Origin of the sequence: Oceanicola sp. S124, assembly GCF_000220565.1 — a bacterium.
Classification (GTDB): Bacteria; Pseudomonadota; Alphaproteobacteria; order Rhodobacterales; family Rhodobacteraceae; genus Pseudooceanicola.
The window spans coordinates 50939-76904 of record NZ_AFPM01000159.1; the positions used below are offsets into that span (position 1 = coordinate 50939).

Below are 25966 nucleotides of genomic sequence, written 5' to 3' on the forward strand. Positions count from 1 at the left end.
AAGCGGCACCGCTGCCCCGCCATCTCCCGGCAAGACCGGCCCCCTGCCGCCGCGACAGGCGCAAATGCACCCACTCGCCCCGGCCGGAACTGGTCACAGCGGGGAACAGGAAGGGTACGGTGCCCATCTCATCACCAGGCTGAAAATACTCGCGGGGGTGAGGCGCAGCCGAGGGGGCGGCAGCCCCCTCCCCCCTTGGTCCGGGCACAGGCCGAGGACCCTTCGCACCACGCCTGACCCCGGCCCCGGAACTTAACCCCTGAACTCAGCCCCCGAACCCGGCCCTATCCGGCCTCGGTCCGTCCGCGCCTGTCCAGCCGAAGGGCGGCGTAAAGGACATGGGTCCGCCAGCGCCCGTTGATCTGCAGGTAGCTCTGCGCCACGCCCTCGTACTTGAAGCCGCAGCTTTCCAGCAGGGCGCGCGACGGGGTGTTCTCGGGCAGGCAGGCAGCCTCGATGCGGCTCAGGTCCATGCGGTGGAAGGCGTGATGCACGACGCCCTCGATGGCCTCGCGCATGTAACCCTGCCGCTTGTGGCGCTCGCCGATCCAGTAGCCCAGCGTCCCCGCCAGCGAGGGCCCGCGGCGGATGTTGTCCAGCGTGATCGCCCCGAGCAGGGCCCCGTCGCCCCGCCGTTCAAGAAACAGCGGCAGCGCGGTCCCGCCCGAGACAGAGCGCTGCGCCCAGTAGACACGGTTGGTGAAGCTGCGCCGGGTCAGGTGGTCGGCGGCCCAGGTCGGCTCCCACGGGGTCAGGAAGGCGCGGCTTTCGTCGCGCAGCTCGGTCCAGGCGCGAAAATCGGCATGGATCGGCGCCCGCAGGATCATCCGCTCCGTGTCGATCGCGACCTTGCGCCGGGACCTCAGCATCAGGCGGCGCGTCTGGCCTGCAGGCCGGCGAAGTCGGGTGCCGCTTCGACCGGGCCATAGAGCGCCAGGGCCATGGGGGCCCGCCGGGCCATCTCCTCGGCATGGACGCGGATGTCCTCCGAGGTCACCGCGTCGATCCGCTGCACCACTTCGTCGAGCCCGGGCACGCGGCCCCAGATCTCGACCATGCGCGCCAGCCGTTCGGCGCGCGACGAGGCGCCTTCGAGGCCCATCAGCAGGCCCGCCTTCATCTGGGCGCGGGCGCGGTCGATCTCGGCCATGGAAAGGCCCTCTCCGGCACGCGACATCTCGTCGAGGATCAGCCGCGACAGGTCGGCCACCTTGTCCGCCGAGGTGCCCGCATAGATCGTCGTCATGCCGCTGTCGGTATAGGCGCCCGCCGAGGCGAAGACGGTATAGCAGAGCCCGCGCTTCTCGCGCAGTTCCTGGAACAGCCGCGAGGACATGCCCCCGCCGAGCGCCGCCGCATAGATCTGCGCCGCATAGGCCCTGGGAGAGCGGTAATCCGGGCTTTCGAAGCCGAAGGTCACATGGGCCTGTTCCAGCGATTTCACCTGGCGGATCTCGCCGCCGACGAAACGGGCGGGCACCAGGTCTGGCTGGCCATGGGCGGCCATGTCGCCGAATAGCGCTTCTGCCTGGCGGACGATCTCGTCGTGATCCACCGCACCGGCCGCCGAAAGGATCATCTGGCCGGGGCCGTAGTGCTCGGCCACGAAGCCCGCCAGATCCTCGCGGGTGAAGGCACGCACCCGGTCCTCGGGGCCAAGGATCGTGCGACCGAGCGGCTGCTCGGGGTAGGCACGTTCCTGCAGCCAGTCGAAGATCACGTCATCGGGGGTGTCCAGCGCCTGGCCGATCTCCGACAGGATGACACCGCGCTCCATCTCGATCTCGGAGGGGTCGAAGACCGAACGGCGCAGGATATCGGCGATCACGTCCAGCGCCAGCGGCACGTCGGGTTGCAGCACGCGGGCGTAATAGGCCGTCACCTCGCGCGAGGTATAGGCGTTGATGTAGCCGCCCACGTCCTCGATCACCTCGGCGATCTGCAACGCGCTGCGGGTCTCGGTGCCCTTGAAGGCCATGTGTTCGAGAAAATGGGCGATGCCGTTCTGCTCGGGGCGTTCGTGGCGCCCGCCCGCCGACACCCAGATGCCGATCGAGGCTGATTGCAGCCCCGGCATATGTTCGGTGACGATACGGAAGCCGTTCGGCAGGGTCGTCAGGTTGACGCTCATGCGGATCTCTTTTCGCGGATCAGGTATTCGATGGCGGCGAGGTCGTCGGCGAGGCGTGTCACGCGCTCGTCACGCTCGAACAGGTCGGCCATGCGCGGCGGCAGGCCGGGGCGGATGTGGCTCGCCTCTTCCACCGCATCGGGGAACTTGGCCGGATGGGCTGTGGCGAGGCTGACCATCGGCACCGCAGGGTCGCGGACCTCGCGCGCCACCTTCACCGCCACGGCGGAATGGGGGCAGAGCAGCTCGGTGGTCAGGGTCTTCATCTCGGCGATGGTGGCCCGGGTCTCGTCCTCGGAGCAGCGGCCCGAGGTGAACAGCTCCTGAAGGTGCGACAGCGCCCCCTGCGGCAGGGTGAAGCCGCCCGCCTTCAGCTCGTCCATCAGCTGCGCCACGGCCGAGCCGTCCCGGTCGAGCGCGTCGAAGATCACCCGCTCGAAGTTCGAGCTGACCTGGATATCCATCGACGGCGAGATCGAGGGCACCACGCCGTCGGGCCGGTATTCGCCAGTGGTCAGGCAGCGGTGCAGGATGTCGTTCTGGTTCGTCGCCACCACCAGCTTGTCGATGGGCAGGCCCATCTTGCGGGCGATGTAGCCGGCGAAGATATCGCCGAAGTTGCCCGTCGGCACGGTGAAAGAGACCCTGCGGTCCGGCGCCCCGAGAGAGACGGCAGAGGTGAAGTAGTAGACCACCTGCGTCAGCACCCGGGCCCAGTTGATCGAGTTCACCCCGGCAAGGCCGACCTCGTCGCGGAACTCGAAGTCGTTGAACATGTCCTTCACGCGGGCCTGGCAGGCGTCGAAGTCGCCGTCCAGCGCGATGGCATGGACATTGCTGTCGGCCGGCGTGGTCATCTGGCGGCGCTGCACCTCGCTGACGCGGCCATGGGGGTAGAGGATGAAGACGTCCACGTTGTCGAGGCCCCGGAAGGCCTCGATCGCCGCGCTGCCGGTATCGCCCGAGGTGGCGCCGACGATGGTCACCCGGCGGCCGTTCTTGGCCAGCGCCGTCTGGAACAGCTGACCGATCAGCTGCATGGCGAAGTCCTTGAAGGCCAGGGTCGGGCCATGGAACAGCTCGAGCAGGAAGTGGTTCGGCTCCAGCTGCACCAGCGGAGCGCGCGCGGCATGGCCGAAGCCCTCGTAGGCGCGGGCAATGCAGCCGCGGAACTCATCCTCGGTGAAGGTGCCGCCCAGGAAGGGCCACATGATGCGGAAGGCGGTGTCCTCGTAGGAGAGGCCGTTCAGGGCGCGGATATCGTCGGCGCTGAGCACCGGGATCTCGGCGGGCACGTAAAGGCCGCCATCCCGGGCCAGCCCGGTCAGCATCGCGTCTTCGAAGCTCAGCTCGGGGGCCTGGCCCCGGGTCGATACGTATTTCACGTGGTCTCGCCTTCTGCCTGTTTGCGAATGCGATAAATCAGATAAGCGGTCATGACCAGCCATACGGCGGCCAGAGAGAGCCATGTGATCGCATATTCCAGGTGATCATTGGGGATTCCGGCGGTGCCGACCGGGGCGGGCAACAGGGCGCCACCGCCCGCAGGGCCATCACGGCGCACGATCAGCAGCGGCTCGGTGCCCAGCTCTGCCGCCAGTGCGGGAAGGTCGCGGGCGTAGAACAGGCCGGTGGACAGGTCGGGCGCCGGGGTGAAGCTGTCTACCTCGTCAGGCCAGACCAGGTTGCCCGAGATCGTCACCTCGCCCTCCGGCGCAGGCGGGATGGCCGCAGCCTGGGGCACGAAACCGCGCTCGACGATCAGGCGGCGGGCGCCGACCTCGAAGGCCTGTTCCAGGCGATAGCCCGCGCCCTGCCCCTCCAGCGCCGACTGGACGCGGACCGGGTTGCCGGTGAACCGGCCGGTGAGCGAGACGGCAAGGTAGCGGTCGGCCTCCGGGTCAGGCTGCGCGGGCAGCGCAACCGGGTCGGCGGCGATGCGCGCCTCGATCCGGGCGAGCACGCCGGTCTTCCACTCCAGCCGCCGGAATTGCCAGTTGGCCAGCGCCAGCAGGATCGCCACCCCGCCCAGGCCGAGCACCAGCGCCCCGATCAGTTTTCCGCGCATCTGCCACCTTTCAATTGCGAAAGGCGCGAGGTCTGCCCCCGCGCCCTTGGTTCGTACCAGCGGTGTGTTGGCACACACCCTACTCTTCCGGGCTGGCCGCGGCACCTGGCGTAGGGGGGGTGCAACCCACCGTCCGCCCGTGCCCGGCCCCGGATTTATTGGCCCCAGATGTAGATCGAGGCGAAGAGGAACAGCCAGACCACGTCGACGAAGTGCCAGTACCAGGCTGCGGCTTCGAAGCCGACATGGTTGTCGGGGGTGAAGTGGCCGGCCTGGGCGCGGATCATGCAGACCAGCAGGAAGATCGTCCCGATGATCACGTGGAACCCGTGGAAGCCCGTCGCCATGAAGAAGGTGGCGCCGTAGATGTTGCCCGAGAAGCCGAAGGCGGCGTGGCTGTATTCATAGGCCTGGAACACGGTGAAGATCGCCCCGAGCACCACGGCCAGCAGCAGGCCGTTGACGATGTCCTTGCGGTTGTTCTCATGCACCAGCGCGTGGTGCGCCCAGGTGCAGGCCGCGCCCGAGCAGAGCAGGATCAGCGTGTTGATCAGCGGCAGGTGCCAGGGGTCGAAGGTCTCGATCCCCGCCGGCGGCCAGACGCCGTCGACCGCCGGGCTTGCCGGCCCCATCGGGTACATCGCGTGCTTGAAGAAGGTCCAGAACCAGGCCGAGAAGAACATCACCTCGGACATGATGAACAGGATGAAGCCGTAGCGCAGGCCGATGCGCACGACGGGGGTGTGATCGCCCGCCTTGTTCTCGGCCACGGTATCCGCCCACCATCCGAACATGGTGTAGATGATCGCCAGGAAGCCCGCCAGGAACAGCCAGGGGCCGCTGTCGTGCATCCATTTCACCGCCCCGAAGAGCATGATGAAGGTGCCGACCGCCGCGATGAACGGGTACACCGACGGTGTCAGGATGTGGTAGTCGTGGTTCTTTGCATGTGCCATCGTTCTCTTCCCCGGCCAGAGGCCCTCAGTTCACGTCCATGTTGGTATCTGCCGCAGGAAGTGCGGCCTGTTCTTCCGCCGCCCGATAGCTCTCGGGCAGGTCGATTTCGTAGAAGGTATAGCCCAACGTGATCGTATGGACATACTTCGCATCGCGATCCTCGACAATCTCGGGATCGACGTAGAAGGTCACCGGCATCTGCACCGTCTCACCCGGCTCGAGCACCTGTTCGGTGAAGCAGAAGCAGTCGATCTTGGTGAAGAAGCCACCCGCCTCGTAGGGGGTGACGTTGTAGCTGGCCTGACCGGCGATCGGATGGTCGGTCGGGTTCGTGGCCTCGTAGAAGGCCAGGCCGGTCTCGCCGATCTTCAGCTCGACCTCGCGCTGCATGGGCTTGAACTGCCAGGGCATGTCGCGGTCGGTGGCGCTGTCGAAGCGGATCTTGATGGTCCGGTCCAGCACGATGTCCGAGGCCACTTCGGACGTCTGGGTCACGCCACCGAAGCCGGTCACCGCACAGAAGTAGTTGTAGGCCGGCACCGCCAGCCAGGCCAGCGCGCCCATGGTGACGATCACCCCGGCGGTCTGCATGACGGTCTTCTGTTTCGGATCCATGGCTCAGCCCTCCCCTGCCGGTGTGGCGGCGGAGGTGCCGGGCAGGTTGTCGGGGAACTGAAGGCTCTGGCTGGTGACCTTGACGAAGGTCAACAGGAAGATCAGCACCACGAAGGCCCCCAGCACCAGCCCGAGTCCCGTGTTCAGGCCCCGGCGCCGCCTGTGCAGCTCATGTTCACGGGTCAGCGGCATCTTACCAGCCTCCCAGTCCGTAGGGCTTCAGCAGCGCTTCGGCGAGGATCGCGGCGAAGTGCAGGAAGGTGTAGATCAGCGACAGCTTGAAGAAGCTGCGCTCGACCCGGTAGTTGTCGGCCTCGGCCATGACCTCGTCGCGGCGCCAGATGCGCAGGGCACCGATCACGAAGAGCGCGTTCAGCACCAGTGCGACGGCCATGTAGATAGGCCCGCCGATCGAGGTCAGCCCGGTGCCGAAGGCCACCGCGGCCAGAAGCACGGTATAGGCCAGGATGTGACGGCGGGTTGCGGGGCGGCCGTGGGTCACGGTCAGCATCGGCACGCCCGCATCGTCGTAGTCGGACCGCATGAACAGTGCCAGGGCCCAGAAATGCGGCGGCGTCCACATGAAGACCAGCAGGAACATAAGCACGGATTCAAGGCTGACACTGCCCGTCGCCACGGCCCAGCCGATCATCGGAGGGAAGGCCCCCGCCGCGCCACCGATAACGATGTTCTGCGGCGTCCAGCGCTTCAGCCACATGGTATAGACCACGGCGTAGAAGAAGATGGTAAAGGCCAGGAACAGACCCGTGAAGACATTGGCCGCAAGGGCCAGCATCACGCAGGAGAAGCCCGACAGCGCCAGGCCAAGCGCCAGCGCCTCGTCGCGACCGACCCGGCCCGAGGGGATCGGGCGGCCACGGGTGCGTTTCATCACCGCGTCGATATCGCTGTCGTACCACATGTTGAGCGCGCCCGAGGCACCGCCGCCGATGGCGATGAACAGGATCGCGCAGAAGGCTATGTAGGGATGCACCGGCACCGGCGCGGCCACCAGGCCGACCAGCGCGGTAAAGACGACCAGCGACATGACCCGCGGCTTCAGCAGGGCGATGTAATCGCCGAACGCGGCGTCGCCCCCGTCAGCTTGCGTCGTGATGCTTGCGTCGGTCATGAATGGTCACTCTTCGGAAGGGCCCCGCGCCCCGGAAATCCGGGGCGGGGCAGTCAGCATCGTATGCCGCGCGGTCGCGGCCGGTGGAGCAGGCCCAGGGGCCCGCGCTCACGCCGTCTGGCCTCAGGCCGAGGGCAGGTCGCGCAGCGGCACGAACTGGCCGGCTTCGGCGCAGGCGGCAAGCCAGGCGTCGTAGACCTCCTGGCTGACCACCTTGACGGTGATCGGCATGTAGGCGTGATCCTTGCCGCAAAGCTCGGAGCACTGGCCGAAGTAGACGCCTTCCTGCTCGGCAGAGAACCACAGCTGGGCGAAGCGGCCGGGCACTGCATCCTGCTTCACGCCGAAGGCGGGAATGGTCCAGGAGTGGATCACGTCGGCACCGGTCACGGTCATCACGACGGTCTTGTTGACCGGGACGATGACGGCGGTATCGGTGGCCAGCAGGTATTCGTCGTCGTTGTAGCCGTTCGCGGCCAGCTCTTCCTTGGGCAGCAGGAAGCCCTCGAAGGCAAGGTCTTCCTGGTCGGTGTACTCGTAACCCCAGTACCACTGGTAGCCGGTCACCTGGATGTGGACGTCACCCTCGGGGATGACCTGCTGCTTGAACAGCGTCGGCAGCGAGAAGGCCCCGATGAACATCAGGATCAGGATCGGCACGATGGTCCAGGCGACTTCCAGAGGCGAGTTGTGGGTGAACTTCGCCGGGGTCGGGTTGGACTTCTTGTTGAAGCGGAAGATGCAGACCAGCAGCAGCACGCAGACCAGGATCACGATGGCCGTGATGATGTAGAGCAGCATGTGGTCCAGCCACTGCAGGTCGCGCGCCAGCTCGGTCGAGGCCGACTGGAAGTCGATACCGCCCGAGTGGGGCTTGCCAATGGTCTCCAGCTCCTGCGCGAGGGCGGGCATGGCGGTGAAAGCGGCCGTCAGGGCCAGGAAAGGTTTCATCAGTCGCATCGTTCACCCTGATCGGTTGCGTGTCGCTCGCGGTCTTCGGCCCCCCTCCCCGCCCGGCCTCCCAACCGGGGAGGAACGCCCGATGGCCGCGGCGCTCCCGTTGTCTGTCGCTGCTTAAAACCATATTCTTGCGTTCACGACAATAATCGCTCTTGCGGCAAAGGGACGCTTTTTTTTGATCTGGATCAAAAATGTCGGTCCTCCCGGTGCGCTTGCACAACCGCCCGGCGCGGGCCAAGGTGCACCGCCAGTGCCGCACGCCCCGGGTGGCTACGTCCCGCCCGGCCCTTTCAGGAAAGGCCCCAGATGTCCGCCAGCGCCCCCGAGACCCCGTTCCGCCCCTTCGAGCAGATGCTTGACCAGGACCGCGCCCTGACCCTGCTGCGCGAGGCCGTGGCCGGGGCCGACGACGGAGAACTCTTTCTTGAACGCCGCCGCTCCGAGGTGCTGCATTTCGACGACGGGCGGATTCGCAACGCCGCTTACGATGCGTCAGAGGGATTCGGCCTGCGCGCCGTGCGAGGCGAAGTCGCAGGCTATGCCCATGCCACCGAGATTTCCGAAAGCGCCCTACAGCGCGCCGTGGCCACCGCCCGCCTTGCCGTCGGCGATGGCGGCGGCACCATGGCCCCGCCGCCCCGTGCCACCAACCGCCATCTCTACGAGGCGCTTGACCCGATCGCCGGGCATTCCTTCCCGGTGAAGGTCGACACCCTGCGCGAGATCGACGCCTTCTGCCGGGATCTGGACCCCCGGGTCGTGCAGGTCTCGGCCACCATCGCCGCCTCCTGCCAGGAGGTCTTCATCCTGCGCCCCGAGGGGCAGATCACGTCGGACATCCGCCCCATGACGCGCGTGAACGTCTCGGTCATCGTCGAGGGCGATGGCCAGCGCCAGACCGGCAGCGCCGGGGGCGGCGGGCGCATCGGGCTGGACGGGCTTCTGGATCCCGCCGACTGGCAGGCCAAGGCCCGCGAGGCGCTGCGCATCGCGCTGGTCAACCTCGAGGCAATCCCCGCCCCCGCCGGCCAGATGGACGTGGTCCTCGGCTCCGGCTGGTGCGGCGTCATGCTGCACGAGGCCGTGGGCCACGGGCTCGAGGGCGATTTCAACCGCAAGAACGCCTCGGCCTTCTCGGGACTGATCGGCCAGCAGGTCGCCGCCAAGGGCGTCACGGTGCTGGACGATGGCACCATCCCGGACCGGCGCGGCTCGATCTCGGTCGATGACGAGGGCACGCCCTCGGGGAAGAACGTGCTGATCGAGGACGGGGTCCTGGTCGGCTACATGCAGGACCGCCAGAACGCCCGCCTGATGGGGGTCGCGCCCACGGGCAACGGCCGCCGCGAAAGCTACGCCCATGTGCCGATGCCCCGGATGACCAACACCTACATGCTGGGCGGCAAGGCGACCCCCGAAGAGGTGGTCGGCGAGATGAGGGACGGCATCCACGCCGTCGGCTTCTCGGGCGGTCAGGTGGATATCACCAACGGCCAGTTCGTCTTCAACTGCACCGAGGCCTACCTGGTGAAGAACGGCCAGCGGGTGGCGCCGGTGAAGGGCGCGACGCTGATCGGCTCGGGGCCCGCGGCGATGAAGCAGATCCGGGCGCTCGGCAACGACATGGCGCTGGATCCGGGCATGGGCAACTGCGGCAAGAACGGCCAGTGGGTGCCCGTGGGTGTCGGCCAGCCGACCGTGCTGATCGGCGGGCTGACCGTCGGCGGCTCGTCGGTCTAGGTCAGGTCGTAGCGGCGCGCGATGGCCTTGTCGTCCTCGCGCCACGGCCTGAAGCTCATGGCACCGTAGTAGCCATGCCCCTCCGTATTGCTGCGCTGGATATAGGCCTCGATGGCGGGAAGGCCCGCCTGTTCGGCAGCGGCGAGGCTGGCGGCGAAGAGCCCCCGGCCCACGCCCTTGCGCGCCGCACGGGGCGAGACATGGGTGCCGATGATTCCCCAGCCTTCGGGCGTGTCATAGGGATTGCCCGCCTCAGCCCGCTTCAGGGATTGCAGGCCGAGGATCTCATCCCCCTCGACCGCGACGGAGCAGAGCAGACCGCCCGTTATATAGTGTGTCCGCACGAAGTCCGCGTCGGCGCGCGCAGTCCGCTTTCCGGCCGCGACCAGCTCTTGCAGCATCGCGCTGATGGCGGGCGCATCTTCCAGGGCGGCGGGACGGATCAGCATGGCGGTCTCCTTTTGCCTCGGGGTGCCATTGCAGCCCCCGGATGGCCAGAGCCTACGACCTTCGCAGGGGGCCCGCACCCCTTCACCCTTAATTAACCACCCGGCAGCTACATATGATTCCGCAAGCAGGCGGAGTCACGATGGTCGTGGATACACATCCTTCCACTCACCCCCCACTCCCACCCACCACGGAAGATGCGCGTCTGTCGTGGCTTCGTCTCTTGCGCTCGCGCCGTGTTGGTCCCAGCACCTTCTGGCGCATGCTTTCGGAACATGGATCCGCCGAGGCCGCGCTGGCCGCCCTGCCCGGGGTCGCCCGCGCCGCCGGTCTGGATCGCTATTCCCCCTGCCCCCTCGAGATCGCGCAGACGGAACTGGCCCGGGGCCGGGCCCTGGGCGCGCAGCTTCTGGCCCGGGGCGAAGCCGCCTACCCCCGGGCACTGGAGGATCTGGCCGACCCGCCGCCCCTGCTCTGGGCGCTTGGCCGGGTCGAGCTGCTTTCGACGCCCGGCGTCGCCATGGTCGGCGCCCGGACAGCCTCGTCCCTCGGGCTGCGGATGGCGCGCTCGCTGGCGGTCGACCTGGGCCGGGCCGGGCAGGTCGTGATCTCGGGCCTGGCGCGGGGCATCGACACCGCCGCCCATGAGGCCGCGCTGGACACCGGCACCGTCGCCGTGATGGCCGGCGGCGTCGACCAGATCTACCCGCCCGAGAACCGAGCGCTGGCCGAGGACATCGCGCGGACGGGCCTCAGGATCTCGGAACAGCCGATCGGCGTCACGCCGACCGCACGGCACTTTCCGCTGCGCAACCGGCTGATCTCGGGGCTGTCCCGCGCAGTGATCGTGGTCGAGGCGGCGGCGAAGTCGGGCACGCTGATCACCGCACGCCACGCGCTGGACCAGGGCCGCGATGTGCTGGCGGTGCCGGGCCACCCCTTCGATCCGCGCGCCTCGGGCTGCAACATGCTGCTGCGCGACGGCGCCGTTCTCGTGCGCGGGGCCCGCGACGTGCTTGAGGCGCTGGACCTGCCCGACCAGGCAGAGGCCCGCACCACGGCCCCCTCGCGCCCCCCTGTACCGCTCGATGCTCCGTCGCCGGGCAAGGTGAGGGGCCGCAGCCCCCTGCGCGACGTGGCGCGGCTGCATCAGATGATCCTCGACCGGCTGGGCGCCGCGCCGCTGGCGGAAGACGCGTTGATCCGCGACATCGACGCCGCGCCGCATCTTGTCAGCCCTGCCCTGACCGACCTCGAACTGGAGGGGCGGATCGAACGGCAACCGGGTGGGCTTATCTCGCGGGCATCCTGAGGCCTCGCGCCGCAGCGCAGCACGGGGTCGGGCAAGCCTCCATTGACAATGCCCCTGCCGACCCCACATGTTCCGCCGCCAAGGCCTGCTCTCAGAGTCGCGCCGTCCAGCGAAAGGAACACGCATGCCCGTCGTCGTCGTCGAATCCCCGGCCAAGGCCAAGACAATCAACAAGTATCTGGGATCCGACTACACCGTTCTTGCGTCCTACGGTCACGTCCGCGACCTGCCCCCCAAGGATGGCTCGGTCGATCCCGAGCGGGATTTCGAGATGCTCTGGGAGATCGCCAGCGACAGCAAGAAGCACGTCAAGGCCATCGCCGACGCGCTGAAGGACGACAATGCGCTGATCCTCGCCACCGACCCCGATCGCGAGGGAGAGGCGATTTCCTGGCACCTGGAAGAGGCGCTGCGCAACCGCAAGGCGCTGAAGAAGGACACGCCGGTCAGCCGCGTGGTCTTCAACGCCATTACGAAGACCGCCGTCACCGAGGCGATGAAGAACCCCCGCCAGGTCGACGGGGACCTGGTGCATGCCTACCTCGCCCGCCGGGCGCTGGACTACCTGGTGGGCTTCAACCTCTCGCCCGTGCTGTGGCGCAAGCTGCCCGGCGCCAAGTCGGCCGGCCGGGTGCAATCGGTCTGCCTGCGTCTGATCGTCGAGCGCGAGATGGAGATCGAGGCCTTCCGCCCGCGTGAATACTGGTCGGTGAAGGCCATCCTCACCACGCCGCGCGGCCAGGAATACGAGGCCCGCCTGACGGTGCTGGCCGGCGACAAGCTGGACAAGTACTCGATCGAGAACGCCACCCAGGCCGAGATGGCGGTGCAGGCGATCACCTCGCGCGACCTGACCGTGACCTCGGTCGAGGCCAAGCCGGCCTCGCGCAACCCCTCTCCGCCCTTCATGACCTCGACCCTGCAGCAGGAAGCCAGCCGCAAGTTCGGCATGGGCGCGCGCCAGACGATGAACGCGGCGCAGCGGCTCTACGAGGCCGGGCATATCACCTACATGCGGACCGACGGTATCGACATGGCCCCCGAGGCCGTGACTGCCTGCCGAGAGGCCATCGCCGACCGTTTCGGCAAGGACTACGTGCCCTCCAGCCCCCGGGTCTACAAGAACAAGGCCAAGAACGCCCAGGAAGCGCACGAGTGCATCCGTCCGACGGACATGACCAAGGATGCCGCGGCGCTCGGCCTCTCCGACGACCAGCGCAAGCTCTATGACCTGATCTGGAAGCGCACGCTGGCCTGCCAGATGGAAGGCGCCCGGATGGAGCGCACCACGGTCGAGATCGGCAGCCGCGACGGCCAGGTCGGTCTGCGCGCCACCGGCCAGGTGGTGCTGTTCGACGGTTTCCTGAAAATTTACGAAGAGGGCCGCGACGATGTCGTCGATGACGACGACAACCGCCTGCCCCAGATCAGCCAGGGCGAAAAGGCCGAGAAGAAGAAGATCACCCCGGATCAGCATTTCACCCAGCCGCCGCCCCGCTACACCGAGGCGACGCTGGTCAAGCGCATGGAAGAACTGGGCATCGGGCGTCCCTCGACCTATGCCAGCATCGTCACCACGATCCAGGATCGCGGCTACGTGGTGAAGGACAAGAACCGCCTCATCCCCGAGGACAAGGGACGCCTGGTGATCGCCTTCCTGTCCAACTATTTCAAGAAATACGTCGAGTACGATTTCACCGCGGACCTGGAAGAGGAACTCGACGACGTTTCCGCCGGGGACCGCGACTACAAGGATGTGCTGGGCCGCTTCTGGCGCGATTTCTCGGCAGCGATTGCCGAGACCAGCGAGCTGCGCATCACCGAGGTGCTCGACAAGATCAACGAGGTTCTTGAGCCGCATCTTTTCCCGCCGCTGCCCGATGGCGGCGATCCGCGCCTCTGCCCGAACTGCGGCGCCGGGCGGCTTTCGATGCGCACCGCGCGCTCGGGCGGCGCCTTCATCGGCTGCTCGAACTACCCCGAGTGCCGCTACACCCGTCCCTTCGGCCCCCCGAACCCCGAGGCCGAGGCCAGCGCCATCCCCCCCGAGGGCAAGCTTCTGGGCAAGGATGCGGGCGACGAGATCCGCATCTTCAAGGGTCGCTTCGGCCCCTATGTCCAGCGTGGAGAGGCCACCGCCGAGCAGCCCAAGCCGCCGCGCCAGTCGGTGCCCAAGGAATGGACCCCCGAGGACCTGGAACTGGATCAGGCCGTCAAGCTGCTGGAACTGCCGCGCCTTCTGGGGCCGCACCCCGAGGATGGCGTCAACGTCTGGGCCAATATCGGGCGCTACGGCCCCTACCTGAAGCACGCCGAGAGCACCTCGGACCGGGGCGGCACCAATGCCAACCTCGAGGGGCTTGACGAGGTCTGGACCGTGGGCATGAACCGCGCCGTGCAGCTGCTGGCCGAGAAGGTCGCCGCCCGCAAGGGCCGCAACACCGCCAAGGTGCTGAAGGAGCTGGGCGAGCACCCCGAGGCCGGCGGCCCGGTGCAGCTGATGGAGGGCCGCTACGGGCCCTACGTGAAGTGGGAAAAGATCAACGCCACGCTGGCCGATGCCGACGATCCCGAGGATCTGAGCATGGCGCGCGCGGTCGAGCTGATCGCCGAGCGCGCCGCGAAGTCCGGCAAGAAGGTCGCGGCCAAGAAGAAGGCCCCGGCCAAGAAGGCCGCTCCGAAGAAGGCCGCCACCAAGGCGACCACTGCCAAGGCGACGACAAAGAAGGCTCCGGCGAAGAAGAAGGCGCCTGCGAAGAAGGCCGCTGACGCCGGTGAATGATCCCCTGGCGGGGCCCGACTGTGGCCCCGCCGCCGCCATCACGGGCGCATGATCACATGTGATTGGCTCCCGGCCGCGATCCATCCGACCTCTGCCTGCGACCCGACGCAGCCAAGGAGCGGATGACGTGACCAGACCCCCAGCCAAATCGAGCCCCCTCGGGCAACATGCCCCCGACCTGCCCAAAATCGCCCCGCCCAAAATCGCCCCGCCCAGCATCGTCCCGCCCTGCACCCGGCGCCGTTTCCTGATCGCCGCCGGTGCCGCAGGGCTGGCCCCCGGTGCCGCCCTGGCCCAGCAGGTGCCGGCGGATCCGCCACCGCTGATCCCCGCCCCCGTGCTGCCCCCCGCACGGCGGAACATCTCGAGCTTCGCCAGCCAGGACTGGCGCGACCACTTCGAGCGGCTCGACCGGGTCTCGATCGTCTGCGACACCACCTCGCGCGCGCTGCACTACTGGAACGAGGACGGCAGCGACTACCGGATCTATCCGACCTCGGTGCCCGCCTCCGAAGAGCTGACCAAGCGCGGCTACACCAAGGTGGTGCGCAAGCGGGTCGGCCCGGACTGGACCCCGACCGCCTCGATGGTCGAGCGCAACCCCGAACTGCGCTACATGCCCCCCGGGCCGAACAACCCGCTGGGCACCCATGCCATGTACCTCTCGTGGCCCGCCTACCTGATCCATGGCACCCATGACACGCGCAAGATCGGCCGTCCCAGCTCGGATGGCTGCATCGGGCTCTACAACTTTGCCATCGAAGAGCTTTTCGCCCTCACCCCGGTAGGCGCGCAGGTCCGTATCATCTGATGCCGCGCTGCGGCCACACCTTGCCGCAGCGCGGCAAGGTCCCGTACCTTTGTTAACCCTTCGTTCATCAGTTCATTTGACAGGGCCTCTGACGGACGCCATGACAGGGGGAATGAATTCTGAGGAGGATGTCCATGAAGAAGGTATATGGCTCTGCCGCCGAGGCACTTGACGGGCTGCTGACCGACGGCATGCTGATCGCCGCGGGGGGCTTCGGCATCTGCGGCATACCCGAGCTGCTGCTGCAGGCAATCAAGGACGCCGGCACGAAGGACCTGACCTTCGCCTCCAACAATGCCGGTGTGGACGACTTCGGCATCGGCATCCTGTTGCAGACCCGGCAGGTGAAGAAGATGATCAGCTCCTACGTGGGAGAGAATGCCGAGTTCATGCGGCAGTACCTCTCGGGCGAGCTTGAGCTGGAGTTCAACCCGCAGGGCACCCTGGCCGAGCGGATGCGGGCCGGCGGCTGCGGCATTCCCGGCTTCTACACCCGTACCGGCGTCGGCACTCAGATCGCAGAGGGCAAGGAACACAAGGAGTTCCGCGGCGAGACCTACATCATGGAGGAAGGCATCTTCGCCGACCTGTCCATCGTGAAGGCCTGGAAGGCGGACACGACCGGCAACGCGGTCTTCCGCAAGACCGCGCGCAACTTCAACCCGCCCGCCGCCATGTGCGGCAAGGTCTGCGTGATGGAGGTCGAGGAGATCGTCGAACCTGGCGAGCTGGATCCCGACACCATCCACCTGCCCGGCATCTACGTGCATCGCCTGATCCAGGGCACGCACGAGAAGCGGATCGAAAAAGTCACCACACGACCGGCGGCCTGACAGGGCCGCCCAGCCTGCACCGAAAGACCCTGATGACGATGGACGCCGAAAACCGCGCCGCCCTGCAGCCCCTCAGCCATGCGGAAGCCTTCGAGACTCTCAGCGGCTCCCGCATCTCGATGGTGCTTACCGATCCGGCGCTGCCGGACAATCCCATCGTCTACGTGAACCGGGCCTTCGAGGAGGTGACGGGCTACATGTCCGGCATGGCCATCGGGCGCAACTGCCGCTTCCTGCAGGGCGAGAACACCGACCCCGATGACATCAAGCGCCTGCGCGAGGCGCTGGACCGGGAAGAGGACTGCACCGTCGACCTGGTGAACTACCGCGCCGACGGCTCGGAATTCATCAACCGGCTGATGATGACTCCGATCCGCTCGGAGGACGGCAGCCTGCGCTACTTCCTCGGGATGCAGAAGCCGCTGGCCGAGGTCGAGGACCTGCTGTCGCCGAATGCGGTACGCCACGCCATGCGCGAGGTGCAGCACCGGGTGAAGAACCACCTGTCGATGGTCATCTCGCTGACACGGATGTACGGCCGGGGTGCCGGCGATGCGCGGGGCCAGTTCAGCCAGCTGGCGCGGCGGATCGAAAGCCTACAGGTGCTCTACCAGGAGCTGTCGAACCCCGAGCGGCGGCGCAACATGGATACGGTCTCTCTCGGGGCCTATTTCTCGCGGCTGGCGGCGGCGACGCAATCGCTGGACGGGCGCTCCGGGCTGACCGTCAACGTCGACATCGAAGAGGCCGAGGCAAGATCCGATACCGCCGTTCATCTGGGCATGATCGTCTCGGAGGTGCTGACCAATGCCCTGCAACATGCCTTCGTCGGGCGCGAGACCGGGCGGATTGATCTTTCGGTGCGCCGCCTGCCGGGCCAGTCGCTGCGGATCACCGTTGCCGATGACGGTCTCGGCATGCCTGAGGGCGTCGAGTGGCCGGACCGGACGTCGGTCGGCGGGTCGGTCATCGCGGGGCTGATCCGGCAGCTGAACGGCACATTGAACGTGAACACGGGTGCCACGGGCACCGTGGTGACGCTGGACCTGTCCGGCGTGACCGACGCAACATAGGTCAAAGAGGAGGACAGCGATGCCCAGTGACATCAAGGCCACTGATACCAAGGCCAGTGATACCAAGGGGTGGGATCGCAATCAGATGGCAGCCCGCGCCGCCGAGGAGCTGGAAGACGGCATGTACGTGAACCTCGGGATCGGCATCCCGACGCTGGTGGCAAACTACACCGGCGACAAGGACATCACGCTGCAGTCGGAAAACGGCATGCTGGGCATGGGCCCCTTCCCCTACGAGGGGGACGAGGATCCCGATCTGATCAACGCGGGCAAGCAGACCATCACCGAGCTGCCGAAGACCTCGTATTTCGACAGTGCCACCAGCTTCGGCATGATCCGCGGTGGCAAGATTGCCGCGGCGATCCTTGGCGCGATGGAGGTGGCCGAGAACGGCGACCTGGCGAACTGGATGATCCCCGGCAAGCTGGTCAAGGGCATGGGCGGCGCCATGGACCTGGTGGCCGGCGTCGGCCGCGTCATCGTGGTGATGGACCACCAGAACAAGCACGGCGAAAGCAAGGTTCTGAAGGCCTGCACCCTGCCGCTGACCGGGGCCGGCGTGGTCGACCGCATCATCACCAACCTCGGCGTGCTGGACGTGGTCGAAGGCGGCCTGAAGCTGGTCGAACTGGCCGATGGCGTGACCGAGGACGAGCTCCGCGCCGCCACCGAGGCGACGATCCTCTGAGCCGCCTCAGGGCAGGTGAAAGACACAGCCGTCCGAGATCAGCTCGGGCGGCGTGATGCAGAGGCCGCGCGCCACGGCGAAGGCGGCCAGCACCTTGGGCACATAGTCCCGCGTCTCGGCGAAATCCGGGACACCCTCGTGCAGCGCCAGCTGCGTCTCTCCCGCATTGTAGCCCGCCAGGGCCAGGATCGGATCGCCCTCGAACCGCGCCAGCAGCGCGCCGAGGAAAGCGGTGCCACCGGCGATGCTCTGATCGGCGTCGAATGGATCCTCGACGCCGTAGCGCCGCGCCGTGTCGGGCATCAGCTGCATCAGCCCCTGTGCCCCCGCCCCGCTGACCGCATCCGTGCGCCCCGAGGATTCGACGGCGATCACCGCAAGGATCAGTGCCGGAGAGACGCCGCTGCCGACCGAATGCACGAGGATCGAGGCCTGGTGTGCCCGCGCGATCCGCACCATCTCCGCCAGCCGGGGGGCCGGCACCTGCTGGCCCGGCGGCGCGCCGGAAAGCGCCCTCATTGCCAGGTCCAGCCGCCCGGGGCCCGAGGCCGCGCTTTCGGGCGGGATCGCCTGCCAGAACCAGCCGTAGCGCCCGGGGGCCGCGGGCACAGCCGCCGCAGGCGAGGCCGAAGATGACGAGGGTGCAGGCGGCGCGGGCTGGTCCTGCGGGGCGATCTGCACCGTGATGCGCCGGTTGCTGCCCGGCGCGGGCGGACGGACGGTCTTGAAGGTGAAGTCGGCAAAGGGGGGCGGTTGCTGGCCAAGCACCGGCCCCGGCGCCAGCAGCAGCCCCAGGCAGATCCGGGTCGCAATCCCGCCTGCGCGACGCCCGCGCGCCCACGCGCGGCGGAAGGCCATGAGAGGGCATTGCCTCATCCGCGAGTCACGGGCACTTGCCCTGTCAGCGGAAGATTCTCTTGCATGTTTCACCCCCGATTCCGGTTCCATGCCGCCCCGTTTCCGGCCCGCCTGCCCCCATATTCCAGCGGTCAAAAACAATAATTCCGCCCCGGATCAATATTTTTTACCGTTTCTTTTCAGGGCGTTGATGGGGCACCTCCCCAAGATGTGAACAAACTCTTTTTTCGCTGCAAAGGTGCCCAAATCCTGCCCGAATCCAAGAGCTATAAATGCCCAGTGCCGCAGAGATGGTGACCCACGAGAGAGAGCAACGGGCCACACCAAACATCGAAGCGAACCACTCTGAAACCCATGTGATCCTTTGGAGGGACAAGACCATGATCAACTTCATCAAGAACTTCCGCAAGAACGAATCCGGCGCCGTGACCGTTGACTGGGTCGTGCTGACCGCAGCCATCGTTGCCCTGGGCGGCGCAGCCTACACCGCCATCTCCGGCGGCGCGGCCGACCTGACCGCAGACACCGCGAAGATGATGTCCGACGCGACCGTCACCGACGGCAACACCTCGAACTAAGTTCTGACGACTTTGTCTTGAGTTGTCGGAAGGCCGCGTCTTTCACTAGGCGCGGCCTTTCGTCAATATGGGGCAAGGTTGCTCAGGCGGCATCTCGGGGAACCAGAAGGATATTGTGCATGACGATGAGGTACACAATTCCGTCCCTACGCCGCTTCCTGCGGCGCGAAGAAGGCGCCGTCACCGTCGACTGGGTCGTCCTGGTGGCCATGGTGATCGCGCTCTGCATGTTCATCTACACCGCCATGGCCGACAGCACATTGGCATTGGGTGACCGTACGGCGGACTTCATGAGCGAGAAGACCTTCGACTGAAGGGTCTCGTCAGCAACGTGATAACTCCCTGATTTGGTCACATTCCTGCGGGATGATCCCGTCAGGGGGACAATAGCCGCCCTTCGCGACGCCCCCGTGCGCTGCGGACAGCGGAGCAGGTATGAGGTGTACACATGCGAGTCGTGTTCGGTTTGGTGCTGATTGTTGGCCTCGCCCTGGCGGGAAGCGCAGCCTATCTGTTCAATCAAAATCAGGCGGACTGGCAGCGTCGTGTCGCAGCGGCCCAGCAGCAGGCCGCCCCGGCGGTCGAAACCGTGCCGGTCTACGTGGCAGCCCGCCAGCTGGCCTATGGCGAGACGCTGCTGCCCTCGGACGTGCGCCAGATCGAGTGGCCGCGCTCTGCCCTGCCGGAGGGTATCTTCACCAAGGAAGACGCGCTGTTCCCAAACGACAACGCCGCCCCTCGCCATGTCCTGCGCGGCATGGAAAAGGGTGAGGCCCTGCTGAAGATCAAGGTGACAGAGCCCGGCATCGACGCCGGCCTGACCGCACGGCTGCAGCGTGGCATGCGGGCCTTCGCGATCTCGGTCGACGTGGCAACCGGCGTGTCGGGCTTCCTGCGTCCCGGCGACCGGGTCGATGTCTACTGGACCGGCCGCGTCGACGGCATGATGGGCGATTTCACCAAGCTGATCGAAAGCGGTGTCGAGTTGATCGCCATCGACCAGACCGCCAACAGCGACCTGGCCGGCACCACCATTGCCCGCACCGTGACCGTTGCCATCAATCCCCAGCAGGTCGCCACCCTGGCTCAGGCCCAGTCGACCGGCCGCCTTTCGCTGGCGCTTGTCGGCTATGGCGACGATACCGTGGCCGAGGCGATCGAGGTCGACCAGCGTAGCCTCCTGGGCATTCCCGTCGCCCAGCCCGAGGAGGTACAGCGTGCGCCCGACCCGGCTGACCGGGTCTGCACGATCCGCAACCGCCGCGGTTCGGAGGTGGTCGAGATCCCGATCCCCTGCACCGACTGACCTGCCCCCCCTCAAGCGATCCCAGCACGGGCGGCCCCTTTCGGGTCGCCCTTTCGCCTCTGCATACCCCACCCGGGGGGTGGTCTTGTTGCCCGTTATCCACATGCGTTCCAGCGCGGAAATCATTGATTATTGCATGAAAAGCCGAATTGACGCAGGATGACGGCAAGTACCGGGCACAGATCCGGGCCAGAGCAGTGATCCGAGAGGCAGATCACAATGACAATTGACCGTTTTATCAAGGCAGCCCTGTTGGGTGCCGCGGCGCTGGCGTTCCAGCCGCCGACTGCCGTTCTGGCCAATACCCTGCGGGTACTGAACCAGACCGCCGAATCGCAGCTCAGCGTGTCGATGAACCGCGCCGTGGTGGTCGAAAGCGACGTGCCCTTTGCCGAACTCTCCATCGCCAACCCGGCCATCGCCGACATTTCCTCGCTGTCGGACCGGTCGATCTACGTGCTGGGCAAGAGCCCCGGCACCACCACGCTGACCCTGCTGGACGCGGCCGGTCAGCTGATCACCAACGTCGACGTGATCGTCTCGGCCGATGTGACCGAGTTCAAGGCTCGGCTGAAGCAGATCCTGCCCGGCGAGCCGGTCGAGGTCCGCACCGCCAATGACGGCATCGTGCTGTCGGGCGTCGTCTCTTCGGCGCAGAAGGTGCAGCGCGCCATGGACCTGGCCGAACGCTATGCGCCGGGCCGGGTATCGAACCTGATGTCGGTCGGCGGCACCCAGCAGGTCATGCTGAAGGTGCGCTTCGCAGAGATGCAGCGCTCTGTCACCAAGTCGCTTTCCGCCTCGCTTGGCCTCAGCGGCTCGGCGTTCGGCGGCGGTGTCGGGCTGGAAGGCGGCACCTCGCGCGGGGCCAACAGCGGCGGACAGGGCACCATGCTGTCAGGCAGCCTGCCCAGCTCCAACACCAACACCGGCGCAATCCTGCTGGGCTTCGACGTCGGATCGGTCGAGGTCGGCATGTTGCTGGAAGCCCTTGAGTCCAAGGGCGTCGTGCGCACCCTTGCCGAACCCAACCTGACCGCCCTGTCGGGCCAGGAGGCCAAGTTCCTCGCGGGCGGCGAGTATCCTGTGCCCGTCGCGCAGGACGACACTTCGGTCAGCGTCGAGTTCAAGCCCTTCGGTGTCGAGCTGGGCTTCATTCCGCGGGTCGTCGACAGCGACGTGATCAACCTCGAGCTGCGCGCCGCGGTCTCGGCCATCGACAGTTCGAACGGCTTCGAGATGAACGGCTTCCGCATCGACGCCTTCTCGCGGCGCGAGGCCTCGACCACCGTCGAGATGCGCGACGGCGAGAGCTTCGCGATAGCCGGCCTGCTGCAGGATGATTTCACCGACAGTTCCAGCCAGTTGCCCTGGCTGGGCGACATCCCGATCCTGGGCGCGCTGTTCCGCAGCGCCGAATATCAGCGTTCGCAGTCCGAGCTGGTGATCATTATCACGGCTCATCTCGTCTCGCCCACCCGCGGCGAAGCCCTTGCCCTGCCGACCGACCGCGTCAAGCCCCCGTCCGAGAAGGATCTGTTCCTGTTCGGCAATGTCGCGAAGGAACAGGGCAGCCGCCTTGCCGGTGGCGCCGGAGAAGTGGCGCGGCAGGACTTCAGCGGCTCCTATGGCTATGTGATGGAGTGACCGCGGCGATGTTCAGACAGCTTCCCGCCCTTCTGGCCCTCGGTGCGTTCGGCGGCCTCTCGGCCTGCGCAACGGACGGCTATTCGCCCTTCACCCGCGAGGCGGGTGCCCTGGTCGACAGCGGCGACTTCGGCAATGCGACGATGAACAACCAGCTGGTGCAGACCGGGCGCCGCTCCTACGTCGAGAACCTGAACGAGCGCTTTTCGGCAGAGGTCCCCAGCACGATCAACTTCGCCTTCAATTCCTGGGCTCTGGACGGCGCTGCGGTGGCCGTGCTGCGTCGCCAGGCCAGCTGGATCCAGCAGTTCCCCGAGGTGCGTTTCCGCGTCTACGGCCATACCGACCTTGTCGGCTCGGACGCCTACAACAAGCGGCTCGGCCTGCGCCGGGCCCAGGCTGCGGTGAACTTCCTCGTCGCCCAGGGCATCAGCCGGGACCGTCTCGAGGCCGTCGCCTCGTTCGGCGAGACCCAGCCGTTGGTCTACAGCCAGGGCCCGGAACGCGAGAACCGCCGCACGGTGACGGAGGTGACCGGCTTCGTGCAGCGCCACCCCAACATCCTGGATGGCAAATACGCGGCGATCATCTATCGCGACTACGTGGCAAGCGCGGTTGCCCCCTCAACCCTCAGTGGCGGCGCCCTGGCAGGCACTTCCGCAGGCGGCGAATGACCGGCTGAAGCGGAAAAAGGGCGCCTCTCGGCGGCACTTGGGCGCGATTGCGTCGGGAAGAGGCCGGTTTTCGATCCGGGCGTGCAAAACAGCCGGATTTCCCTTATTTTGCTGACCTCAAGGCGTTTCGTATCTGACGACGAATCCGCAACAATTCGTTTTTTTGGCCGTATTGTCGCCTAAGTTGACCCCCAGGTTACATCCTGGATCACTGCGGAGGACATGAGTCGTCCCGGGGCCGCCAGGGACAAGCGTTCGCCTCAAGGCGGACAGGCCACCGGGCCGCAGTGGAGTGAGAGGTAGTGAGGCCATGACGGCATCTGCGACATTACAGGCTGATCCCAGCCCGATCGTGGCATGCACGATCCGGAGAGAACCCGACGGGTTCGAACTCCTGATCGAGGACATGGAAGCGGCCATGGGGGACAAGTGGGGCGATCTCGGTTTTGCCGAGGCCCTGATGTTCTTCAACCAGCCCGAGGCCGAGACCCTCGAGTTCATCGCCATGGCCATCGACGCCGAGGACGAGGAAAACCTGGTTCTGCTGGGCGAGGTGATCACCCATGCGCGTGCCCAGGGGATCAAGGTGATCCTGATCGCCGAAGATGTCAGCCCCGCCGCGCTGCACCAGCTGCTGCGCAAGGGCGCGGATGAATTCGTCCCCTACCCCCTGCCCGAGAACGAGCTGGCCGCCGCGATCAGCCGGATCCAGCAACCGGCCCCCGAACCCGAGCACGACAGCGACCGTCACGTCGCGGCGCGCCCCGGCGGCGGCAAGGGCGACCGCAACGGCGCCGTGCTGGTCTGCCACGGCCTGGCCGGCGGCACCGGTGCGACGACCCTGGCGGTGAACCTGGCCTATGAACTGGCCCAGGGCGCCCCCCGCCCAAGCCGGCGTGGCAAACGCAAGGCCGAGGCCCCGCCTCCGCCGAAGGTCTGCCTGCTGGATCTGGACCTGCAATATGGCTCGGTCGCCACCTATCTGGACCTGCCCCGCCGCGAAGCGGTCTACGAACTGCTGTCGGACACCGAGGCCATGGACGCCGATGTGTTCAAGCAGGCGCTCATGGGCTTCGAGGAACAGATTTCGGTACTGACCGCCCCGACCGAGATGCTGCCGCTGGACCTGGTCAGCCAGCAGGACATCCAGCGCATCATCGAGATGGCGCGCTCGCATTTCGATTTCGTCGTCATCGACATGCCGAAGACCATCGTTCAGTGGACGGAAACCGTTTTGAACGAAGCTCAGGTCTACTTCGCCATGATCGAGATGGACATGCGCTCGGCCCAGAACATCCAGCGCCTCAAGCGCGCCCTGCAAGCCGAGGAACTGCCGGTCGAAAAGCTGCGCTATGCGATGAACCGGGCGCCGAAGTTCACCGACCTGACCGCGCGCCAGCGGGTCAAGCGGCTGGCCGAGACGCTGGACATCGCGATCGACCTGCATTTCCCCGACGGTGGCCGCCAGGTGACCCAGGGGGCCGACCATGGCGTGCCGCTAGGCTCGGCCGCCCCCAAGAACCCGCTCCGCAAGGAGATCCAGAAGCTGGCACATTCGCTGCTGGAACTGGACTACGCGGTAGAGGCCGCCGAGGCCTGAGAGCCAGAGGTCCGACAAGCAAGGAACGCCTATGTTTTCGCGCTACAAGAAAGACACTGCCCCAAGCCCCGCAACCTCCGCTCCGAAGGGCGGCGCAGGTACGGCTGCGGCACGCAGAGCAGCGCAGCCCGCAGCCACCCCGTCCCCCAAGCCCGTTCCCGCGCCGCCGGTGCCGCCCCGTGCCGATGCCCCCCGCGTCATGCGCAAACCCCAGCCCGCCGCCGCCAGCCCGGCCGAGGTTGGCGCCGCCGACCGCAACCGCAAGCGCAAGGAGCGGCTGTCGGAAATCAAGCTGGAACTGCACCGCGCGCTGCTGGACAACCTGAACCTCGCGGCCCTTGAAACCGCGCAGGAAAACGACCTGCGGATGGAGATCAACGCGATCTCGGCCGAGGTGCTGCAGGAAAAGGGCATCGTACTGAACCGCGAGGAGCGGTTGCAGCTCAGCCAGGAACTCTACGACGAGGTGAAGGGCCTCGGTCCGCTGGAGAGCCTGCTGAAGGACGACACGATCTCGGACATCCTGGTCAACGGGCCGCACCAGATCTTCGTCGAACGTTCCGGCAAGCTTGAAATGTCGGACGTCACCTTCAAGGACGAAAAGCACCTCTTCCGCATCATCGACAAGATCGTCTCGGCCGTCGGCCGGCGCGTCGACGAGAGCAACCCCTACGTCGACGCCCGCCTGAAGGACGGCTCGCGCTTCAACGCCATGGTGCCGCCGATCGCGGTGGACGGCTCGCTGGTCTCGATCCGGAAGTTCAAGAAGGACAAGCTGGGCATCGACGACCTGGTGCAGTTCGGCGCCTTCTCGGAGGAAATGGCCGCCTACCTGCAGGCCGCAGTGGCCTGCCGCCTGAACGTCATCGTCTCGGGTGGCACGGGCTCGGGCAAGACGACCACGCTGAACGCCCTGTCCAGTTTCATCGACAATTCCGAACGCATCCTGACGATCGAGGACACGGCGGAACTGCAGCTGCAGCAAACACACGTCGGCCGGATGGAAAGCCGCCCGCCCAACGTCGAGGGCAAGGGGGCGGTCACGCCGCGCGACTGCCTGAAGAACGCCCTGCGGATGCGCCCTGACCGCATCATCGTGGGTGAGACGCGCGGCGAGGAAGTCATCGACATGCTGCAGGCGATGAACACCGGCCACGACGGCTCGATGACCACGATCCACGCCAACTCGGCCCGCGACGGCATCTCGCGTCTTGAGAACATGATCGCCATGGCCGGGATCGACATGCCGCTGAAGGCGATGCGGGCGCAGATCGCCAGCGCCGTTCATCTGATCGTGCAGGCCTCGCGCCTGCAGGACGGCTCTCGCCGCATGACCTCGATCACCGAAGTGACCGGGATGGAGGGCGACGTGATCTCGATGCAGGAGATCTTCCGCTACCAGCGCACCGGCCTGACCCCCGAGAACAAGATCCTCGGGCATTTCACCGCCACGGGCGTGCGCAGCCATTATTCTGAACGGTTCAAGATGTGGGGCTACGACCTGCCGCCGCAGATCTTCGAACCGGCACGGGAGTGATCCGTCATGATGTCCATGGCCACCGATCCCATCATCTACCTGCTGATCTTCGCCGGTGTCTTCGCCCTGATCGAAGGCATCTACCTGACGGTCTTCGGCAAGTCGATCAGCCTCAACAGCAAGGTGAACCGCCGCCTTGAAATGCTCGAGAAGGGCTCGAACCGCGAGGAAGTGCTGGAAAAGCTCCGCAAGGAGATGGAACTGCACATGGCTTCGC

General features: G+C 66.6%; 25 protein-coding genes and 1 pseudogene. 15 read left to right on the top strand and 11 right to left on the bottom strand.

The genetic code is table 11. The features are described 5' to 3' along the window. Positions 1–284: 284 nt before the first annotated feature. The 9 genes from OS124_RS0111100 to coxB all read right to left on the bottom strand — a co-directional run bounded on the left by OS124_RS0111100 (position 285) and on the right by coxB (position 7854). Complete coding sequence (locus tag OS124_RS0111100; protein WP_010139683.1) at positions 285–869, bottom strand: GNAT family N-acetyltransferase; 585 nt, start codon at positions 867–869, stop codon at positions 285–287. After that, positions 869–2131, bottom strand: coding sequence for a M16 family metallopeptidase (locus OS124_RS0111105; RefSeq protein WP_010139684.1), 1263 nt, complete (start codon positions 2129–2131; stop codon positions 869–871). The genes OS124_RS0111100 and OS124_RS0111105 overlap by 1 nt, the downstream gene beginning before the upstream one ends. Further along, positions 2128–3516, bottom strand: coding sequence for a threonine synthase (thrC, locus tag OS124_RS0111110; protein WP_010139686.1), 1389 nt, complete (start codon positions 3514–3516; stop codon positions 2128–2130). Before thrC ends, OS124_RS0111105 begins: the two co-directional genes overlap by 4 nt. Continuing rightward, on the bottom strand, positions 3513–4199 hold the full coding sequence (locus tag OS124_RS0111115) for an SURF1 family protein (RefSeq protein WP_010139687.1): 687 nt from the start codon (positions 4197–4199) through the stop codon (positions 3513–3515). Before OS124_RS0111115 ends, thrC begins: the two co-directional genes overlap by 4 nt. Before the next feature lie 155 nt (positions 4200–4354). Then, positions 4355–5155, bottom strand: a complete 801-nt coding sequence (locus OS124_RS0111120) for a cytochrome c oxidase subunit 3 (RefSeq protein ID WP_010139688.1) — start codon at positions 5153–5155, stop codon at positions 4355–4357. A 25-nt stretch (positions 5156–5180) separates the two neighbouring features. Further along, positions 5181–5771: a cytochrome c oxidase assembly protein gene (locus tag OS124_RS0111125; protein WP_010139689.1), complete on the bottom strand. Its 591-nt coding sequence runs from the start codon at positions 5769–5771 to the stop codon at positions 5181–5183. A gap of 3 nt (positions 5772–5774) precedes the next feature. Next, positions 5775–5963 (bottom strand): hypothetical protein, encoded by a 189-nt coding sequence (locus OS124_RS0111130; protein ID WP_010139690.1) that lies wholly within the window; start codon positions 5961–5963, stop codon positions 5775–5777. Between the two features lies 1 nt (position 5964). Then, positions 5965–6903, bottom strand: coding sequence for a heme o synthase (gene cyoE, locus OS124_RS0111135; RefSeq protein WP_010139691.1), 939 nt, complete (start codon positions 6901–6903; stop codon positions 5965–5967). A gap of 123 nt (positions 6904–7026) precedes the next feature. Then, the gene (gene coxB, locus OS124_RS0111140; RefSeq protein WP_010139692.1) at positions 7027–7854 is read right to left on the bottom strand and encodes a cytochrome c oxidase subunit II; all 828 of its coding nucleotides are present in this window, start codon (positions 7852–7854) and stop codon (positions 7027–7029) included. Between the two features lie 315 nt (positions 7855–8169). Between coxB and tldD the strand changes: the two genes are divergently transcribed. Further along, a complete protein-coding gene (tldD, locus tag OS124_RS0111145) occupies positions 8170–9603 on the top strand; it encodes a metalloprotease TldD (protein WP_010139693.1) in 1434 nt (477 codons plus the stop codon). Here tldD and OS124_RS0111150 read toward each other — a convergent pair. Then, complete coding sequence (locus OS124_RS0111150) at positions 9600–10052, bottom strand: GNAT family N-acetyltransferase (RefSeq protein WP_010139694.1); 453 nt, start codon at positions 10050–10052, stop codon at positions 9600–9602. The genes tldD and OS124_RS0111150 overlap by 4 nt on opposite strands. Positions 10053–10192: 140 nt before the next feature. Between OS124_RS0111150 and dprA the strand changes: the two genes are divergently transcribed. The 6 genes from dprA (at position 10193) to OS124_RS0111180 (ending at position 17549) form a co-directional block, all read left to right on the top strand. Then, positions 10193–11362: a DNA-processing protein DprA gene (dprA, locus tag OS124_RS0111155; RefSeq protein ID WP_138919503.1), complete on the top strand. Its 1170-nt coding sequence runs from the start codon at positions 10193–10195 to the stop codon at positions 11360–11362. A 124-nt stretch (positions 11363–11486) separates the two neighbouring features. Beyond that, positions 11487–14144, top strand: coding sequence for a type I DNA topoisomerase (topA, locus tag OS124_RS0111160; protein ID WP_010139696.1), 2658 nt, complete (start codon positions 11487–11489; stop codon positions 14142–14144). Positions 14145–14361: 217 nt separating this feature from the next. Beyond that, positions 14362–14955: a L,D-transpeptidase gene (locus tag OS124_RS0111165; protein WP_040607058.1), complete on the top strand. Its 594-nt coding sequence runs from the start codon at positions 14362–14364 to the stop codon at positions 14953–14955. Positions 14956–15089: 134 nt separating this feature from the next. Beyond that, positions 15090–15788, top strand: a complete 699-nt coding sequence (locus OS124_RS0111170; RefSeq protein ID WP_010139699.1) for a CoA transferase subunit A — start codon at positions 15090–15092, stop codon at positions 15786–15788. Positions 15789–15820: 32 nt separating this feature from the next. Beyond that, positions 15821–16861 carry a PAS domain-containing protein gene (locus OS124_RS0111175; protein WP_010139701.1) on the top strand — a complete coding sequence of 347 codons (1041 nt, stop codon included), beginning with the start codon at positions 15821–15823 and terminating at the stop codon, positions 16859–16861. A 19-nt stretch (positions 16862–16880) separates the two neighbouring features. Further along, on the top strand, positions 16881–17549 hold the full coding sequence (locus OS124_RS0111180) for a CoA transferase subunit B (protein ID WP_010139703.1): 669 nt from the start codon (positions 16881–16883) through the stop codon (positions 17547–17549). Positions 17550–17555: 6 nt separating this feature from the next. Here the strand turns inward: OS124_RS0111180 and OS124_RS0111185 are convergent, their stop codons facing one another. Continuing rightward, positions 17556–18407, bottom strand: a complete 852-nt coding sequence (locus OS124_RS0111185; protein WP_010139704.1) for a lytic transglycosylase domain-containing protein — start codon at positions 18405–18407, stop codon at positions 17556–17558. A 272-nt stretch (positions 18408–18679) separates the two neighbouring features. On the opposite strand from OS124_RS0111185, the gene OS124_RS28350 reads away from it, so the two are divergent. From OS124_RS28350 to OS124_RS0111225, 8 genes and pseudogenes are all read left to right on the top strand, one after another. Then, a complete protein-coding gene (locus OS124_RS28350) occupies positions 18680–18985 on the top strand; it encodes a hypothetical protein (RefSeq protein WP_010139705.1) in 306 nt (101 codons plus the stop codon). Positions 18986–19104: 119 nt separating this feature from the next. After that, entirely contained in the window at positions 19105–19299 is a 195-nt protein-coding gene (locus OS124_RS24410; protein ID WP_010139706.1) for a Flp family type IVb pilin, read from the top strand. 134 nt (positions 19300–19433) lie between these two features. Continuing rightward, on the top strand, positions 19434–20291 hold the full coding sequence (cpaB, locus tag OS124_RS0111200; protein ID WP_010139707.1) for a Flp pilus assembly protein CpaB: 858 nt from the start codon (positions 19434–19436) through the stop codon (positions 20289–20291). A 219-nt stretch (positions 20292–20510) separates the two neighbouring features. Beyond that, a complete protein-coding gene (locus OS124_RS0111205; RefSeq protein ID WP_010139708.1) occupies positions 20511–21938 on the top strand; it encodes a type II and III secretion system protein family protein in 1428 nt (475 codons plus the stop codon). Positions 21939–21946: 8 nt separating this feature from the next. Continuing rightward, positions 21947–22612 (top strand): OmpA family protein, encoded by a 666-nt coding sequence (locus OS124_RS0111210; protein ID WP_010139709.1) that lies wholly within the window; start codon positions 21947–21949, stop codon positions 22610–22612. Between the two features lie 310 nt (positions 22613–22922). Next, the gene (locus OS124_RS0111215; RefSeq protein ID WP_029375364.1) at positions 22923–24212 is read left to right on the top strand and encodes an AAA family ATPase; all 1290 of its coding nucleotides are present in this window, start codon (positions 22923–22925) and stop codon (positions 24210–24212) included. Positions 24213–24243: 31 nt separating this feature from the next. After that, a complete protein-coding gene (locus OS124_RS0111220; RefSeq protein ID WP_029375365.1) occupies positions 24244–25749 on the top strand; it encodes an ATPase, T2SS/T4P/T4SS family in 1506 nt (501 codons plus the stop codon). 15 nt (positions 25750–25764) lie between these two features. Beyond that, positions 25765–25966 (top strand): annotated as a pseudogene (locus tag OS124_RS0111225) (type II secretion system F family protein); the annotation flags it as partial.